Origin of the sequence: Rhizobium sp. NPDC090279, assembly GCF_044769665.1 — a bacterium.
In the GTDB taxonomy this organism is placed as follows: domain Bacteria; phylum Pseudomonadota; class Alphaproteobacteria; order Rhizobiales; family Rhizobiaceae; genus Rhizobium.
Genome location: NZ_JBIVYI010000013.1, coordinates 160,452 through 175,668, shown reverse-complemented (window position 1 = coordinate 175,668; position 15,217 = coordinate 160,452). Strand labels below are relative to the sequence as shown.

At 59.8% G+C, this 15,217-nt stretch carries 17 protein-coding genes and 1 pseudogene; 14 read left to right on the top strand and 4 right to left on the bottom strand.

From position 1 onward, the window contains the following. From purU to ACIQWP_RS27750, 8 genes and pseudogenes are all read left to right on the top strand, one after another. Window positions 1-186, top strand: a pseudogene (gene purU / locus ACIQWP_RS27785) (formyltetrahydrofolate deformylase); the annotation flags it as partial. A 351-nt stretch (window positions 187-537) separates the two neighbouring features. After that, entirely contained in the window at window positions 538-978 is a 441-nt protein-coding gene (locus ACIQWP_RS27780) for an acetyl-CoA carboxylase biotin carboxyl carrier protein (RefSeq protein ID WP_402794525.1), read from the top strand. Beyond that, a complete protein-coding gene (accC, locus tag ACIQWP_RS27775) occupies window positions 978-2,360 on the top strand; it encodes an acetyl-CoA carboxylase biotin carboxylase subunit (protein WP_402794522.1) in 1,383 nt (460 codons plus the stop codon). Before ACIQWP_RS27780 ends, accC begins: the two co-directional genes overlap by 1 nt. Beyond that, window positions 2,357-2,779 (top strand): acetyl-CoA carboxylase, encoded by a 423-nt coding sequence (locus ACIQWP_RS27770; RefSeq protein ID WP_402794519.1) that lies wholly within the window; start codon window positions 2,357-2,359, stop codon window positions 2,777-2,779. The genes accC and ACIQWP_RS27770 overlap by 4 nt, the downstream gene beginning before the upstream one ends. Continuing rightward, window positions 2,779-3,486 carry a 5-oxoprolinase subunit PxpB gene (gene pxpB, locus ACIQWP_RS27765; RefSeq protein WP_402794544.1) on the top strand — a complete coding sequence of 236 codons (708 nt, stop codon included), beginning with the start codon at window positions 2,779-2,781 and terminating at the stop codon, window positions 3,484-3,486. The genes ACIQWP_RS27770 and pxpB overlap by 1 nt, the downstream gene beginning before the upstream one ends. Further along, the gene (locus ACIQWP_RS27760; RefSeq protein ID WP_402794516.1) at window positions 3,483-4,478 is read left to right on the top strand and encodes a biotin-dependent carboxyltransferase family protein; all 996 of its coding nucleotides are present in this window, start codon (window positions 3,483-3,485) and stop codon (window positions 4,476-4,478) included. The genes pxpB and ACIQWP_RS27760 overlap by 4 nt, the downstream gene beginning before the upstream one ends. 31 nt (window positions 4,479-4,509) lie before the next feature. After that, window positions 4,510-5,277, top strand: a complete 768-nt coding sequence (locus ACIQWP_RS27755; protein ID WP_402794514.1) for a 5-oxoprolinase subunit PxpA — start codon at window positions 4,510-4,512, stop codon at window positions 5,275-5,277. Between the two features lie 47 nt (window positions 5,278-5,324). After that, the gene (locus ACIQWP_RS27750) at window positions 5,325-6,530 is read left to right on the top strand and encodes a pyridoxal phosphate-dependent aminotransferase (RefSeq protein WP_402794511.1); all 1,206 of its coding nucleotides are present in this window, start codon (window positions 5,325-5,327) and stop codon (window positions 6,528-6,530) included. A 62-nt stretch (window positions 6,531-6,592) separates the two neighbouring features. Here ACIQWP_RS27750 and nac read toward each other — a convergent pair whose 3' ends face one another. Beyond that, window positions 6,593-7,498, bottom strand: coding sequence for a nitrogen assimilation transcriptional regulator NAC (gene nac / locus ACIQWP_RS27745; protein WP_402794509.1), 906 nt, complete (start codon window positions 7,496-7,498; stop codon window positions 6,593-6,595). A gap of 241 nt (window positions 7,499-7,739) precedes the next feature. Here nac and ACIQWP_RS27740 point away from each other — a divergent pair, with 241 nt between their 5' ends. The 6 genes from ACIQWP_RS27740 to ACIQWP_RS27715 all read left to right on the top strand — a co-directional run bounded on the left by ACIQWP_RS27740 (window position 7,740) and on the right by ACIQWP_RS27715 (window position 12,383). Further along, window positions 7,740-8,519 (top strand): SDR family oxidoreductase, encoded by a 780-nt coding sequence (locus ACIQWP_RS27740; protein WP_402794506.1) that lies wholly within the window; start codon window positions 7,740-7,742, stop codon window positions 8,517-8,519. After that, a complete protein-coding gene (locus tag ACIQWP_RS27735; protein ID WP_402794503.1) occupies window positions 8,516-9,223 on the top strand; it encodes an amino acid ABC transporter permease in 708 nt (235 codons plus the stop codon). The genes ACIQWP_RS27740 and ACIQWP_RS27735 overlap by 4 nt, the downstream gene beginning before the upstream one ends. Next, the gene (locus ACIQWP_RS27730) at window positions 9,220-9,978 is read left to right on the top strand and encodes an amino acid ABC transporter permease (RefSeq protein ID WP_402794500.1); all 759 of its coding nucleotides are present in this window, start codon (window positions 9,220-9,222) and stop codon (window positions 9,976-9,978) included. Before ACIQWP_RS27735 ends, ACIQWP_RS27730 begins: the two co-directional genes overlap by 4 nt. Then, complete coding sequence (locus ACIQWP_RS27725) at window positions 9,975-10,742, top strand: amino acid ABC transporter ATP-binding protein (RefSeq protein WP_402794497.1); 768 nt, start codon at window positions 9,975-9,977, stop codon at window positions 10,740-10,742. Before ACIQWP_RS27730 ends, ACIQWP_RS27725 begins: the two co-directional genes overlap by 4 nt. Window positions 10,743-10,773: 31 nt before the next feature. Beyond that, complete coding sequence (locus ACIQWP_RS27720; protein ID WP_402794495.1) at window positions 10,774-11,610, top strand: ABC transporter substrate-binding protein; 837 nt, start codon at window positions 10,774-10,776, stop codon at window positions 11,608-11,610. Window positions 11,611-11,708: 98 nt separating this feature from the next. Next, window positions 11,709-12,383, top strand: coding sequence for a 4-carboxy-4-hydroxy-2-oxoadipate aldolase/oxaloacetate decarboxylase (locus ACIQWP_RS27715; RefSeq protein ID WP_402794493.1), 675 nt, complete (start codon window positions 11,709-11,711; stop codon window positions 12,381-12,383). Window positions 12,384-12,408: 25 nt separating this feature from the next. On the opposite strand, the gene ACIQWP_RS27710 is transcribed toward ACIQWP_RS27715, so the two are convergent. Genes ACIQWP_RS27710 through ACIQWP_RS27700 form a run of 3 tightly spaced genes read right to left on the bottom strand, consistent with a single transcriptional unit; the run spans window position 12,409 to window position 15,212 of the window. Continuing rightward, entirely contained in the window at window positions 12,409-13,404 is a 996-nt protein-coding gene (locus ACIQWP_RS27710; protein WP_402794491.1) for a GlxA family transcriptional regulator, read from the bottom strand. Next, window positions 13,392-14,201, bottom strand: coding sequence for a pyrroline-5-carboxylate reductase family protein (locus tag ACIQWP_RS27705; protein WP_402794489.1), 810 nt, complete (start codon window positions 14,199-14,201; stop codon window positions 13,392-13,394). Before ACIQWP_RS27705 ends, ACIQWP_RS27710 begins: the two co-directional genes overlap by 13 nt. 12 nt (window positions 14,202-14,213) lie before the next feature. Beyond that, window positions 14,214-15,212 (bottom strand): 4-hydroxyproline epimerase, encoded by a 999-nt coding sequence (locus ACIQWP_RS27700; protein ID WP_402794486.1) that lies wholly within the window; start codon window positions 15,210-15,212, stop codon window positions 14,214-14,216. Window positions 15,213-15,217: the final 5 nt, after the last annotated feature.

The following is a 15,217-nucleotide window of genomic DNA, read 5'->3' as shown; positions in this document are numbered from 1 at the left end:
GACACGGCGCGCATCACGCATGCGCAGTCGGCCGAGGATTACGTGTCGATCGGCCGCGATGTCGAGAGCCAGGTGCTGGCCCGCGCCATCCATGCGCATATCCATTTCCGTACCTTTCTCAACGGCAACCGCACCGTCGTCTTCCCGGCAAGCCCAGGTTCATACGCCTCCGAACGGATGGGCTGAGTTATGTCTCCTGCGACAGTGATCGATGGCAAGGTTGCAGCAAGAGAGAGACTGCACTTATACTAATACCGTACTCTCACAGCATAACGCGGCCGCGGTTCGATCCCATCAAGAGCATGTTTGCAGCTTTCTTCGGAACGCTGGCCGCTTGACCAGGCTGAGAGTATCGGCGGCTCAAGCCCACCAGCGGCCCGATATCCTTGGGGCTTCGACAGTGTGCCGCTTGCGTGAGCAAGTCATCAAAAGTTCTTTTGACCCCATCGTGAGAGCCATCGTGTAGGGAGAAAGTCAGCCAAACGCAGTCATCACTGATTGGATTGCGAGAGGTATTCCGAAATACCGAGCTCTCGCATGGACCTGTCGAAGATAAAAACACTGATCGATTTTGTCGGACGATCCAACGTTACCGAGCTGACGGTAACGGAAAAGGACGTCACGGTCCGGATTTTCCGAACACCGGGTCCGACGGCCTCGCTCGCTCCAGAGCGGGCATCCGGGAGCGCTACAAGCGGCGATGTCGATTATGGTTGCGGCGTTTCGGGAAAACCGCAGGCATCGATTACCGCGGTAAAGGCGCCGATCTTCGGCGTTCTGCATCGGACGTCCGCGCCAGGACAGGGGCCTTTCGTCAAGGTCGGCGATATGGTCGAGGAGGGTCAGACCCTTTTCATCATCGAAGCGATGAAGGTTTTCAACAAGATCGCGGCGCCGCGGGCCGGCTGCATCAGGCACCTCACCGAAGTGGATGGTGGTGAAGTCGAGACCGGCGATGTACTTGCGGAGATCGCGTGATGACGGACTCTCTCGACAAGATGGGCCTGCGTTTCGATACGGTGCTGATCGCCAATCGGGGTGAGATTGCCGTGCGAATTCAGCGCGCCTGCAACGAGCTCGGCCTGAAGATGGTTGCGATCTGCTCCGAGGCGGACAGGCAGGCGTCTTACGGCAAGGCGGCCGACAGCTTTCTGTGCATCGGTCCCTCGAATGCGGCCGGCAGTTATCTCAATCGGGATGCGATCCTGCTTGCTGCACATCTGACCGGAGCTGGTGCGATCCATCCCGGCTACGGATTTTTGTCGGAAAACGCGACCTTTTCTGAGGCGGTCGAGAAGGCCGGCCTCGTATTCATCGGGCCTGACGCGTCTTCGATCGCGACCATGGGCGACAAGATATCGGCAAAAAGGGCGATGATTGCGGCCGGTGTACCTTGCGTGCCTGGCCCCGACACGGCGCTTCCTGACGATGCCGTCTCCGTTGAGCGTGTCGCCCGGGAGATCGGTTATCCGGTCATCATCAAGGCGGCAGGCGGCGGTGGCGGACGAGGGATGCGGGTGGTTTCAGAAGCAGGCGAGCTGCATGAGGCCATCGCCCTGACGCGGGAAGAAGCCCGTCAGGCTTTCGGTTCTCCGGCACTCTACATGGAGAAGTTTCTCCAGCATCCGCGTCATATCGAAATTCAGGTGCTCTGCGATATCCATGGCAATGCCGTTTGGCTCGGGCATCGCGATTGTTCCATGCAGCGCCGGCATCAGAAGGTCGTGGAAGAGGCACCGTCACCAGGGATTTCCCCAGAAGCGATCAGGCCCGTCGGCTTGGCCTGTGTCGAAGCCTGCCGGCAGATCGGCTATCGTGGCGTTGGAACTTTCGAGTTCCTCTACGAAAATGGAGCTTTCTATTTCATCGAAATGAATACGCGCCTGCAGGTTGAGCATCCCGTCACCGAGATGACCAGCGGGATCGATATCGTTCGCGCCCAGATAATGGTTGCTCAGGGTCTTCCCCTCGAAGTGCGGCAGGATGACTTGGTGTGTACCGGCCATTCGTTCGAATGCCGCATCAATGCCGAAGATCCTGAAAGCTTTCTGCCTTCGGCGGGCACGATCTCCAATTTGGCTCTGCCGGAAGGGCAGGGTATCCGCGTCGACACCCATATCCATGCCGGCTATCGAGTCTCGCCCTATTATGACTCGCTGATTGCCAAGCTGATCGTCCATGCACCGACCCGGGTGGATGCGATGGCGAAGATGCGCGAGGCGCTTTCCGCCACTCGAATAGAGGGGATTTCCACCAACCTACCGTTGCTGAGGGCCTTGTTCGAGGATGAGGATTTTGCTCGTGGAGAGACTGATATCCATTATCTGGAGCAATGGCTTCGGCAGAGGAGGGGGCAATGAGCAGGGTCGACTTCAGCGATCCCTCGACCATTGCGGCCCTGGCCGATGCGCTGACCGCGGCAGGCGTCGAGGGCATGGAAATCTCCTGGCCCGCCGGCAATCTGCGCATCGTGGTTTCGAAGGAGGCGGGCACCCAAGTCAGCATGATGGGAAACGCGCAGCCGGGTCCGGCTGCGTTGGCGGCGGCGGTCAAAACGCCGTTGGCAGGCCACTTCTATCCATTGCAACGCTCTGATTCCGACGGAGCCGAGCGGCTGCCTCGCGCGGTCTCAAGCCAAGACGTGATCGGTTTTATCCGCGTCGGTTTTGTCTTGCTTCCCGTTCCCGCCGGCAAGGCCGGTTTGCTGACCAGACAACTGGTGGAACCCGAAGCCCTGGTCGGATTCGGCGACCCTCTGTTCGAGATAGAGCCGCTATGATGATTGCCACGTCGAACACTATCACCTCGTCGGGCAATATCGCTGCCGTCGCCAAGGGCAGGGCACGGATTTCCTGCATCGGCACCCGGTCTTTCCTGCTCGAGGCACCGGGCGAATTCGATCTGCCCGCGCAGCGGTGGATCTGGGCTTTGGCGCAGACGGTAAGGGGGTGGGCCGATATAGCGGAAGTGATCCCCGGAATGACCAATCTTCTGGCGATCTTAAAGGAGACGCCCGAAGACCCCGAGATGGTCACGATCCGGCTTCTTGAGGCATGGAACACTGCCGAGAGCCTCGATCTCGCGGGGAAGACCATCGAGATCCCGGTTCACTATGGCGGCGCTCATGCAATCGATCTTCCCGCCATCTGCGATTTCTGCGGCTTGAGCGACCGCGAGGTCGTGCGCCTGCATCACGAGGCGAGCTACCGCGTCTTCGCCTTGGGCAGCGCTCCCGGCTTCGGCTATCTGCACGGGCTCGACCCGCGCATCTATATGCCGCGCAAGACCGTGCCGTCGCTCAGGATGGAGAAGGGCAGCGTGACGATCGGCGGAATGCAGACAGGCGTTGCGATGCTGACAGGGCCGAACGGGTGGAATTCCCTCGGCCACGCGGAGCTGCAGATGTTCGATCCGACTTCGGCGACGCCGGCTTTGATGATGCCCGGGGATATCGTCCGCTTTCTGCCGGCAAGGATCGAGCTATGATCGAGATCATTGAAACCAGCCCGTTCAACACAATCCAGGATCTCGGCCGCCCCGGCTATCGCGACATCGGCGTTACAGCCAGCGGCGCGATGGACCCTCTTGCGGTGAAGATCGGCAATATCCTCGTTGGCAACGACGACGATGCGGCTGCTATAGAGGTTCAGACCTTTCCGTTCAAACTGCTGTTCGTGACGGGTGGCGTCTTTGCGGTCACCGGTGCAGACGGCTGCCCGACATTGGATGGCCGGGAACTGCTTGCCTGGTGCGTCCATCGCGCCGAACCGGGTCAGATCCTCGAATTGAGACAGCCGCCGACATTGGCCCGCGCCTATCTCCTGTTTGCCGGCGGACTGGATGTGCCGGTTCTCATGGGCTCGCGAAGCACATCGCTGCGCGGCGGCTTCGGCGGAAATGCCGGCCGGCCGCTCATCAAAGGCGACAGGATTGAATTCGGCCAGTCTTGGGATGCACTTCCCTTGCCGGCAAGCGGCATTGCGGTCATCGAGCCGGCTGTCGCTTTGCGTGATGTCTTCCCGGCTCCCATCGACGGCGCATTGCCGATCCGTGCGATGCCGGCCGGCGAGCATGAGTTGTTCGCCGGGGATGGCGAGGCCTTCTGGAGCCAGACCTGGAGGATATCGTCGAGCAGCGACCGTACCGGCTATCGCCTGTCCGGGGAACCGATCATACCCACGGCGACGGTCGAGATGCGCTCGCATGGTGTCGTGCCCGGCGTGATCCAGGTCCCGCCAGCGGGCGAGCCGATCATTCAGATGAGCGATGCCAATACGGCAGGCGGCTATCCCAAGATCGCCGGCGTGATCGAGTGCGATCTCTGGCGGCTTGGCCAGGCTCGGATCGGCACCCGACTCCGCTTCGTCCGCTCGACACATGCCGAGGCGCGCGCGGTCGAACAGGCCGTGACCCGCTATGTCGAAGATGTCAGGCGGACGTCGCAAATGGTCAAGCGTGCCTTGAAGGCGATGGCCTGATCAGAATGGCGGGGACGAAGAGGAGGAAGCGGTGAAGATCGATCTGAATTCCGACATGGGCGAAGGCTTTGGCCCCTATCGGCTATGCGATGACGAAGCGATGATGAAGATCGTGTCGTCGGCCAACATCGCCTGCGGCTTTCATGGCGGCGATCCGGAGACGATGGCGCGCATGGTGCGTCTCGCAAAGGAAAACGGTGTGGGTATCGGCGCGCACCCAGGCTTGCCGGACCGGTCCGGCTTCGGCCGGCGCGAGATCCCGTTCCAGCCGGACGAGCTTCGGCAGCAGATGCTTTATCAGCTCGGCGCGCTGATCGCGATCGCCCGGAGCGAGGGCATGACCGTCGGACATTTCAGCTTTCATGCGGCGATGGGCAATATGGTCAACCGCGATCCAGCGCTCGCCGATCTGACGATGAATGCCATTTTCACGATCGACCCACATCTCGTCGTGTTCGTAACGCCTGACAGTGAAATCGAAAAGGCGGCAAAACGTGCGAAACTCAAGACGCTGGCGCTGTTTCTGGCCGACCGCGCCTATGATGCCGATGGCAGGCTCGTCGCCCGCGGTCTGCCGGGCGCACTGGTCAAGGACGAGACTTCGGTTCGGGCGCGGGTGCGCCGTTTCCTGACAGACGGAACCGTCGAGGCGATCGACGGCTCCATATTCGAAATGCCGGCCCGCTCGATCCTTGTCCACAGCGATACGCCCGGCTCACTTGAACTTGCCCGCATCATCCGCAGCGAAATCGAGGCTTCCGGTGCCACGCTCACGGCTGCGGCCGAGCTTGCGTCCTGATTGCCTCTGGCCACCAAGTTTTTCGTTTCCACTGAAAGAGCACGCCAATGCCCTCCACCGCCAATCGACTAAAGAACGTTTCCATCTCTGCTTCTGCCGCCATGACCCAGCGCGCCCGCGAACTGGCCGCCAAGGGCATCAAGGTCGTCAGTCTTTCATCCGGGGAACCGGATTTCCCGACACCAGCCCATGCAATCGAGGCAGCGCATGCAGCTGCACTTGGCGGCGATACAAAATATCCGCCAATGGATGGCACGCCGGCGCTGAAGGCCGCGATCAGCCGAAAATTCAAGCGCGACAACAACCTCGACTACGACGCAAGCCAGATCGTCGTTTCGGGCGGCGGCAAGCAGGTGATCTTCAATGCGATGCTCGCCACCTGCAATCCAGGCGACGAGGTCGTCATTCCCACCCCGTCATGGGTCAGTTATGCCGATATCGTCAAGTTTGCCGGCGGTGTCCCGGTCGCCGTGCCTTGCTTCGAGCAGGCCGGCTTCAAGCTGCGTCCGGAGGACCTTGAGGCGGCGATCACGCCGCGCACCAAATGGCTTCTCCTGAATTTTCCGAACAATCCCACGGGTGCCGCCTGTTCGCGCGCGGACATGGCCGCGATCGCCGACGTCATGCTGCGCCATCCGAACGTCTGGATACTGACTGACGATATCTACGAGCACCTGGTCTATGACGGATTCGAATTCTGCACGATCGCCGATGCCGAACCCAGGCTCTATGATCGCGTCCTGACGATGAACGGCGTCTCGAAGGCCTATGCCATGACCGGCTGGCGCCTGGGCTATTGCGCCAGCGGATCGAAGGAATTGATTGCCGCCATCAGCAACGTCAACGGTCAGAATGGTGGCGGTATCGCCACCGTCTCGCAAGCGGCGGCGATCGCGGCGCTGGACGGTCCTCAGGATCTTCTGAAGGAGCGGGCGGCGATCTATAGGGAAAGGCGCGATTTCGTTCTCGATCAACTGTCGAAGGTCGAGGGATTGCGCTGCCACAAGCCGGAAGGTGCTTTCTACATCTATCCCAATATGTCCGGCTTGATCGGCAAGACCACCAAGGGCGGACGCAAGATCGAGACGGACGTCGATTTCGTCATGGCGCTGGTCGATGAGCACCATGTCGCGACGGTGCAGGGCTCCGCCTATGGAATGAGCCCTTATTTCCGCATCTCCTATGCGACAAGCATGGAAAAGCTTGGCGAGGGCTGTGCCCGTATCGCTGAGTTCTGCCGCGATATGCACTGAGGCGTGACAATGGCTTCCGGCCCAGCTTCCAGGCCGGAAGGCACGAGGCCTATTCCCAGCCTTTAGAGCTTCAACTGCTCGGTCAGCTCGACGAGGATGTCCTTGACGGCAAATGCCGGCTCCGACAGCGAGTTCTGATCGGACGTGCAAAGCGACAGCGTTTCCTCGATCCGCGGCGAAATCAGCCGGCAGACGAGAGGCTCGCTCGATTCCGAGACGATGCGGTCGGCAATCGCCTTCGGCATGATAGTCGCGCCAAGCCCGCTGCCGACAGTGCGCGCCAGGGTTCGCACGATTTCGACCTCGGCCACGACTTTGAGATTGATGCGGCTGCGCGCAAATGCGGCATCGACGGCCCGGCGCACGAAATTGTAAGCTGGCGGCAACAGCATCGGCATCCCATCCAGCGCACTGACGGGCACGGGTTTCTGGTCTGAATCGATCGCGAAATTGCGGTGGGCAACGAGGTAGAATTCCTCCCTCAGGATCGGCTCGAACCGTACGCCCTTGATCGGCCCCGTGCCGTGGATCAGCGCCATTTCCAGCCGGCCGGTCATGATCATCTGGCTGTAGGTCTGACCGACGCTCTCCGTCAGATGAAGCAGAATTCCGGGGTGCCTCTTGCGTGTTTCCGCCAGAAGATCGACCGAAAGCGTGGCGGCGCTGCTGAAGGGCACGAGGCCGACCGAGACGCGTCCGGCAAGCGAATTGCCGGCGGCAGCGGCATCCGCTTGCGCCTGCTCCATCTGGCGCAGAATGATCTGCGCGTGGCGATAAACCGCGTGTCCGGCGTCGGTCATGCTGACGCCCTGCTGGCTTCGGATCAGAAGTTTCTGGCCGAAATGTTCCTCGAGTGCCGCCAATTGCTGGCTCAGAGCCGGCTGGGCGAGATGCAGGATATCGGCGGCCCGCGTTATGCTGCCGCTGTCGACGATGGCGATGAAGGATTTGAAGCGTCTGATATCCATGGCATTGAGTACTGTTCTGTCTTTGCGAGACATGTTTGCAGACGCGCATCTGTTTTGCAACGCGCGTTGATGCCGGAAAACCATCCAGCTTTCATGAGAGGGCACGATTGCCCGTATCCGCGGCCCGCTCGCCCGCGGCCGACCAGTCTCCATAAAACTTGCTTATTGCTCCAAAAGTAATCGGTCTTAGGCAAGGCGTTGAAGCTTCGCTAATGTCCATGACAACAACAAGGGGATCAGAATGCCATTCTCCGATTACAAGACCGCGCTGGTCACGGGCGCTTCCTCCGGTATCGGCGCCGCGGTGGTGGAGCGGCTTTGCCGCGAGGGCATAGAGGTGCATGCGATCGCCCGCAGCGGCGGCGCCCTGAAGGAACTAGCCGAGCGCACGGGATGCATCGCGCACGTCATCGATGTGACGGATCGCGCTGCTATCGCCGATCTTGCGAAGCGCGTAGAGTTCGACATTCTGGTCAACAATGCCGGCGCCGACCGGCCGAAGAAATTCCTTCAGGCGGACGAAGAGGACATCGATCTCCTCATCGACGTCAATCTTCGCGCCGTCCTGCACATCTGCCGTCTGATCGTGCCGGGGATGGTGGCCCGCGACCGCGGGCATGTCGTCAACATCTCCTCGATTGCCGGCAATTACAATTTCGGTGGCAATTCCACCTATCATGCCGTCAAGGCCGGCGTCGCCATGCTGTCGAACCAGCTGCGTATCGATGCATTCGGCAAGCGGGTCCGCGTCACCGAAATCTGCCCCGGCCGGGTCGCAACCGATATCTTCAACCATGTCCATGGCAGTGACCCCAGCGTGCGCGAACGCTTCATCGACGGGTTCGAACTGCCGCAAGCCGCCGATATCGCCGATGCGATCGCCTTTGCGATTTCAGCGCCAGTCGCGGTCAACATCGGCCACATGGAGATCACGCCGACACTACAGGTCATGGGCGGCCTGCAGACGGCAAAGCCCGAGACCTCAGCCGCCACCTATGATGCGGAAGGTGCCAAGCGGTGAGCGGGTTCGATCTGTCGGCCATTCTGAGGAATCCGGATTACGTCTCGATGCTCTTGCAGGGCGTCGAGATGACCTTCGTCATCTATATCGGCTCCTGGCTCCTTGCGATGACGCTGGCCATCCTGCTTTTCGCCCTGCGGGTCTCGCCGCTTCGCATCGGCGATCCGATCGTGAAAGCCTACGTTTCGTATCATCGCAACGTTCCGACGCTCGTGCAGCTGATGTTCTGGTACTTCGGAATTTACACGTTGATGCCGCAGGGTATCACCGACTGGCTTGCCGACCACAATGCCGAGGCGATCTTCGCCATCATTGGGCTGGGATTGTGCCAGGCCGCTTATTTCAGCGAGGATTTGCGCTCCGGCCTGCGGTCCGTCAGTCCGGGACAGATGGAAGCCGCGAAAGCCCTCGGGCACGGCTATATCTCGGCCATGCGTTTCGTCATCATGCCTCAGGGCGTGCGCAACGCATTGCCGCCGCTCATCAATCACAGTGTTTCCCTGTTCAAGAACAGCAGCCTCGCCATTGTCGTAGGTGCGTCGGAGCTTACGCATGCCGTCAAGGAAATCGATAATGTCAGCTTCCGCACCTTCGAGATCTATTTGATCGGTACGGTCATCTATCTGTTCTTCTCCCTCATCATCATGGCTTTGGGCGCATATTTCTCCCTGCGCAGCGATCCGGCGCGGAGGGCGCGCACGTGATCCAGGACGTCATCAAGATCATCCATGACTATTGGCTGCTGTTGCTCATCGGCCAATATCCCAACGGCCCGCTTGGCGGCCTTGCCAATACGCTTATCCTTTCGGCGCTTGCCATCGCGTTCGCATTCCCCGTCAGCATTCTGCTTGCCATGGCCCGTCTTTCCAAGTGGGCCATCCTCAGATGGCCCGCAACCGGCCTCGTCTACATCACCCGCGGCGTTCCGCTTCTGATGTTGATCCTCTGGTGCTATTTCGTCGTTCCGCTGTGGACGGGTGCGGACGTTCCAAGCTTCCTGATCATGCTGGTAACGCTTGTCATCTATGAGGGGGCGTTTCTGAGCGAGGTCGTACGGGCCGGAATTGTCTCGCTTGGTCAGGGGCAAATGGACGCCGCCAGGGCGCTCGGCCACAGTTACATCGGCGCGATGCGCTTCGTGATCTTGCCGCAGGCGCTCTACAATATGATCCCGAGCATGATCTCGACCTTCGTTTCGACAATCAAGGACACGACGCTCGGCTACATCATCAACGTGCCGGATCTGACCTTTGCGGCAAGCCAGGTAAATAACCAGCTTCTGTCGCAGCCCTTCCAGGTCTTCTTCATCCTCGCCGTGGTCTACTATGTGCTCTGCTGGGGCCTGACCTGCATCGCAAACAGTGTCGAAAGGCGAATTGCACGGCGGCGAGCCGGGCCAAAGAAAATGCGCCTGCGCAGCGACGTCGTTCCCTTAAAAACATTTACGGAGCAGCTATGAGCATCCCAGTTTCCGGATCGCAGGACGCTCAGGAGATCCGTCTTCATGCGGTCTGCAAGAGCTACGGTCATTACCAGGTGTTGAACAACATCAATGCCGATGTCAGCCGCGGCGAAGTCGTCGTCATTTGCGGACCGTCCGGTTCCGGCAAGTCGACGCTGATCCGCACGATCAACCGGCTGGAAGAGATCAATAGCGGTTCGATAGATTTTGAGGGAAAGAATATTCATGCCGCGATGGGCGCTGCCGAGCTCAATCGGCTGCGCAGCCGTATCGGCTTTGTTTTCCAGAATTTCAACCTGTTTCCCCATTTGTCCGTCATAGACAACGTTTCCATGTCGCCGATCCGGGTCAAGGGCGTGCCGACAAAGGTGGCGCGCGAAAAGGCTCTGACACTGCTTCATCGTGTGGGTCTTGCCGACAAGGCGAATGCCTATCCCGGCCAGCTTTCCGGCGGCCAGCAGCAGCGCGTAGCCATTGCCCGCGCGCTCGCGATGGAGCCGCCGGTCATGCTCTTTGACGAGCCGACCAGTGCTCTTGATCCCGAAATGGTCGGCGAAGTGCTGAGTGTCATGAAAAGCCTGGCGGCCGAAGGAATGACCATGCTCTGCGTCACCCACGAAATGGGCTTTGCCCGTGATGTGGCCGACCGGATTTGGTTCATCGACGCCGGCGAGATCCTGGAGACTGCGCCTCCAGAAGAGTTTTTCAAGAATCCGCGTCATCCCAGGGCTCAGCGCTTTCTTTCAGATCTGCGCCACTAAGCATCTGAAATCAATAACAAGGAGAACAGCTATGGACTGGAAATATCTTACCGTGACATTGGCGCTTTCCGGCGTCGCCATTGCCCTACCGGCCAAGGCGGATCAGCTCGACACCATCATGTCGGCAAAGACGCTTCGCTGCGCAACCTATGCCGACGTACCGCCGTTTTCCTCGCCCGATCCGAAGACCCGTGAAATGGTCGGCTTCGACGTCGACCTGTGCAAGGCAATCGCAAATGAACTCGGCGTAAAGGCTGAGATCAAGCCGATTTCGGTCGAGGCTCGCGTCCCCGAAGTGAAGCTAGGCCGCGTCGATATCACGGTCGCCAACCTCGCCTATACACTGAGCCGCGCGGAGCAGATCCAGTTCAGCGATCCCTATTATATCGCCAAGGAAATGCTCATCGTTCCCGCGGATGACGCCGGCAAGGGCAAGGCTGACTACGAAGGCAAACGTCTTGCCTCAACTAAGGGCTCGACCTCGGAGCTGGCGATCAAGCTCAACAAGTCCGATCCGTTGACCTTCCAGGATACCGGGTCTGCCTATCTCGCCGTTCAGCAGGGCAAGGCGCGTGGTCTCGTCGCTAATACCATGACGACGACGCTGCTTGTCAACGAATCCAAGACGAAGGGCAAGCAGATGCGCATGATCGACGAACCCATGCTACTGGAACCGGTCGGGATCGGCATGCAAAGGGACCAGCCGGCACTGACTGCAAAGATCAACGCAGCCCTTCACAAGCTTGATGATGCGGGAGAGATCAACAAGATCTGGGGGAAATGGCTCGGCCCCAATACCGAGTACAAAATGACTCGTACCGAAAAGGTGGTACCGATCACCGAATTGAAGTTCGACCCGATCCCCTGACCACGGGCTGCTTGGCCCTGCCAAGCATCCATCCAAAAATTGTCATCGATTAGAGGCGGTGGGCATGACCACCGTCGGCTTAACCATGGGAGGTTTCCGTGACCCACATCAAAGATATTGCCAAACGCCCGAGCAAGGTCGACATCGCCGCGCTTTCCAAATTCTCGCCTGCGACGATCCACGAGGCCCAGGGCCGCCGTGGTGCGCTGTCTTCGCGGCTGAAGCCCGTGGATTATCGCATGAAGCTATGTGGCCCGGCATTCACTGTGAAATGCGCGCCGCGTGACAACATCATGCTGCAGCTTGCGATCAACTACGCCAAACCCGGCGACATCATCGTCGTCTCCGCGGGCGAGTATGAGGAAGCAGGCTCCTTCGGCGATGTGCTCGCCAATGCCTGCCTTGCAAAGGGTATCGGCGGGCTGGTGACCGATACCGGCGTGCGCGATACACTCCAGCTGAGGGAACTTGGGTTCCCGGTCTTCTCCTTTGGCGTGTCCATCAAAGGCACGGTCAAGGAAACGATCGCGGCCGTCAACGATCCGATCATCGTCGGTGGGGAGGTCATCAATCCCGGCGATATCATCGTGGGGGACGCGGACGGTCTCGTTGTCATTCGCCAAGAAGAAGTGCGAGAGGTTGCGCAGCTGTCACAGGCCCGCGACGATGCCGAGGCCGGCTACATAAAAGCTTATAAGCAAGGCAAGTCGGTCGTTGAAGTCAGCAAGCTTGAACCTGTGTTGAAGGCAAAGGGCCTCATTGTCGGGTTCTGACCAGGCAATCGATCTTCGCATTTATTCACGCTTGGGCACGCCGCAATTCTGTCGGCGATTGCCCAAACAGCCTTCGGAAAAGCCTGGCGAAATGTGAGGCGCTGTCGAAGCCGACCTCGAGAGCAATCTCGATGAGCGGCGCCTGCGTCTGGAGAACCAGCTGCCTGGCTCTCTCCATGCGGACGCGCGTATAGACCGCTCCGGGGGAGGCTTTCATCTCCTCCATGAAAAGCCGCTCAAGTTGTCTCCGGGAAAGACCCACGGAAGCGGCAAGTTCTTCCATGGGCACAACATCCTCGATGTGGCTTTCCATGGTAATGAGGACTGCCTTCAGGCGCGGGTCCTCGCACTGGATGGCGAGCGGCTTGCGTGTCTGTATGTCAAACTCGGATCGCGCCCGCTCGATCTGCAGCACCTCCAGCGCGTTTCGTTCGGCGTCTTTGCTGATATGCCGCCGGACGAGATAGGCGGCCATATCGGCTGCACTGCTTCCACCGGCACATGATCCGCGGTTTCGATCGAGATTGAACAAGCGGTCGGAGCGAACGGGATTGTCAGGAAACCGCTCACGGTAAGCCTGATAGTGGAGCCAGCTGACGCAGGTCTGATGGCTTTTCATCAATCCCAGATGGGCCAAGATGAAGGTGCCGGTGCAAACGCCGATCAACGGCACCTTTTGAATGGCTGCCTTTTTCAGATAGTCGGACGTTTGAGTATCAATCGCGGTATCGGAGTTTAAAAGTCCGCCGACCACGACGATGTAATGGAATTCCTTCGGGTCGACGAAATCGGAAGTCGGCGCGATCTGCACGCCGCAGCTGGACGTAATGAGATGCCGCGTGCTCCCCAGGACCTGCCAATCGGCCAGCACCCTTCCGGATCTGTCGGCTTCGTCGCTTGCCAGCCTCAGCGTATCGACGAACAGGGCGAATGCGGAAAGCGTGAACGATCGGGCAAGGACAAATCCTACCTTCAAAGGCCCGTGCTTTGGTCCATCTCCGACGGCTTTTATTGATCGCATTCGCTCACCAGCTTTTCCGACAGGGCCTGAGCCTTGCGAAAGGCGGCCTCCAATCCAAGGCGGATCGCGTTTTCAAATCCATTCTCGCGCATCGCGACAATGCCTTCCGCCGTGGTCCCCTTGTAATCCAGGAAGGACTTTACCGTTTCGGCCGGGGATGCACCATGCAATTCCTGAAGCCGGCCGGCACCGATTATGACCTGTTGCGCGGCACGACATGCAATTTCGCGTGGCAAGCCGCGAGCCGCAGCATCGTTCATCAATGCTTCGGCAAGGAGTGCCGGGAATGCCTCGCCGGAGCCGGACATTGCCGTGAAATAGTCGATGTGTTCTTCTCGAAACACGGTGTCGACCATGCCGCAGCTGCGGAAAAGGACTTCGACGATCTCCCGGTCGTCCGGCTCCGAAGATGCCATAAAGAGAGGCGTGTAGGAGCGCCCGACCTCGGCAGCCGCATTCGGCAAAACGCGGGCGATGCGGGTGCTGCCGGTCTTCCGCCGGATACTCTCCACGTTTACACCGGCCATGACCGAGACCATGAGTTTCCAGGATGCGTGAATATCCACAGCATTCCAGTCTGCGGGCCGAACCGAAAGGATGATGATGTCGGAATTTTCGACCAGCTGCTGATTGTCCTGTGTCCATCTGCACTCGAGCGCGCCATCAGGTTTCCTGTTGCGGAAAGAGCAGGTGAGCTGTTCGGCCGGGACGGTGCCGGAATCGACAAGCGCCTTCGCGATGGCGCTTCCCAGCCATCCGGCTCCACCTATAATTCCCACGCGGCCAATGTCGCCCATTGATCGATCCTTCTAGTCGATCTGGAAACCATGCATCAAGGGATCGCGCTCGTCCACGAAGATCGTGTTGTGGCCGATGATGCGTGCCCAGCCCGCGATGCGTGGCTTGATGCCCCCGAAGCTTCCGACGTGGGTTTCCGCTTCGATACGGCCCTCAAAAATGGTGCCGATCAGGCTTTCCTGGCGGAATGTGTCGCCCACCTTCAGGCGGCCCTTGCCATGCAGTTGCGCCAACCGGGCCGATGTTCCGGTGCCACCCGGCGAACGGTCTATCGCCTTGTCTCCATAGAACACCGCGCCTCGGCCATCGGCATTGCCATTCGTCGCCTTGTCACACCAGAGCACGTGGTGAACGCCGCATATCCTTTGGTCTTCGGGGTGAACGGGATCGCAGATCGGGGCGAGCGCGTCCCGCAGTTTCCGGCTCAGATCGACGATGTCTCCCGCCGACATGCCGTCCAAACCGGCCCAGTTTTCCTGCGGCTCGACGACGGCGTAATAGTTGCCGCCATAGGCGATGTCGACGACGAGAGTGCCGAGGCCCGGTATGTCCACCCTGACGTCCGCCGCATGCAGATAGCTCGCGACGTTGAACATGCGGACGGTCTCGACGAAGTCGCCGGGCTTGTCATAGGCGACGTCCACCCGGCCCGCGGGCGTTTCGATGGAAAGCTTTCCGGGAATGCGTGGCCTGACGAGACCTTCCTCGATCGCGGCCGTCACGAGGCCGATCGTCCCGGCGCCGCACATCGGCAGGCAGCCGCTCACCTCGATGAAGATGACCGCAAAGTCGCAGTCCTCGCGATAGGCGGGGTAGATGATGGCGCCTGACATGATGTCGTGACCGCGAGGCTCGAACATCAGGGCTTGCCGGACCCAATCATGATCGCGGGCGAAGATTTCGCGGCGTTCAGCGATGGGCCTGTGGGGCAGCATGGGAGCGCCACCGGCGACCAGCCGTACCGGATTGCCGCAGGTGTGGGAGTCGATGCAGAAGAAGCTATGGCGCATTTGCG

Excerpts from the sequence above, each read along its gene's own strand:
- ACIQWP_RS27780 (WP_402794525.1), top strand. The coding sequence starts at position 538 with ATGGACCTGTCGAAGATAAAAACACTGATCGATTTTGTCGGACGATCC.
- accC (WP_402794522.1), top strand. The coding sequence starts at position 978 with ATGACGGACTCTCTCGACAAGATGGGCCTGCGTTTCGATACGGTGCTG.
- ACIQWP_RS27770 (WP_402794519.1), top strand. The coding sequence starts at position 2,357 with ATGAGCAGGGTCGACTTCAGCGATCCCTCGACCATTGCGGCCCTGGCC.
- pxpB (WP_402794544.1), top strand. The coding sequence starts at position 2,779 with ATGATTGCCACGTCGAACACTATCACCTCGTCGGGCAATATCGCTGCC.
- ACIQWP_RS27760 (WP_402794516.1), top strand. The coding sequence starts at position 3,483 with ATGATCGAGATCATTGAAACCAGCCCGTTCAACACAATCCAGGATCTC.
- ACIQWP_RS27750 (WP_402794511.1), top strand. The coding sequence starts at position 5,325 with ATGCCCTCCACCGCCAATCGACTAAAGAACGTTTCCATCTCTGCTTCT.
- nac (WP_402794509.1), bottom strand. The coding sequence starts at position 7,498 with ATGGATATCAGACGCTTCAAATCCTTCATCGCCATCGTCGACAGCGGC.
- ACIQWP_RS27740 (WP_402794506.1), top strand. The coding sequence starts at position 7,740 with ATGCCATTCTCCGATTACAAGACCGCGCTGGTCACGGGCGCTTCCTCC.
- ACIQWP_RS27725 (WP_402794497.1), top strand. The coding sequence starts at position 9,975 with ATGAGCATCCCAGTTTCCGGATCGCAGGACGCTCAGGAGATCCGTCTT.
- ACIQWP_RS27720 (WP_402794495.1), top strand. The coding sequence starts at position 10,774 with ATGGACTGGAAATATCTTACCGTGACATTGGCGCTTTCCGGCGTCGCC.
- ACIQWP_RS27710 (WP_402794491.1), bottom strand. The coding sequence starts at position 13,404 with ATGCGATCAATAAAAGCCGTCGGAGATGGACCAAAGCACGGGCCTTTG.
- ACIQWP_RS27705 (WP_402794489.1), bottom strand. The coding sequence starts at position 14,201 with ATGGGCGACATTGGCCGCGTGGGAATTATAGGTGGAGCCGGATGGCTG.
- ACIQWP_RS27700 (WP_402794486.1), bottom strand. The coding sequence starts at position 15,212 with ATGCGCCATAGCTTCTTCTGCATCGACTCCCACACCTGCGGCAATCCG.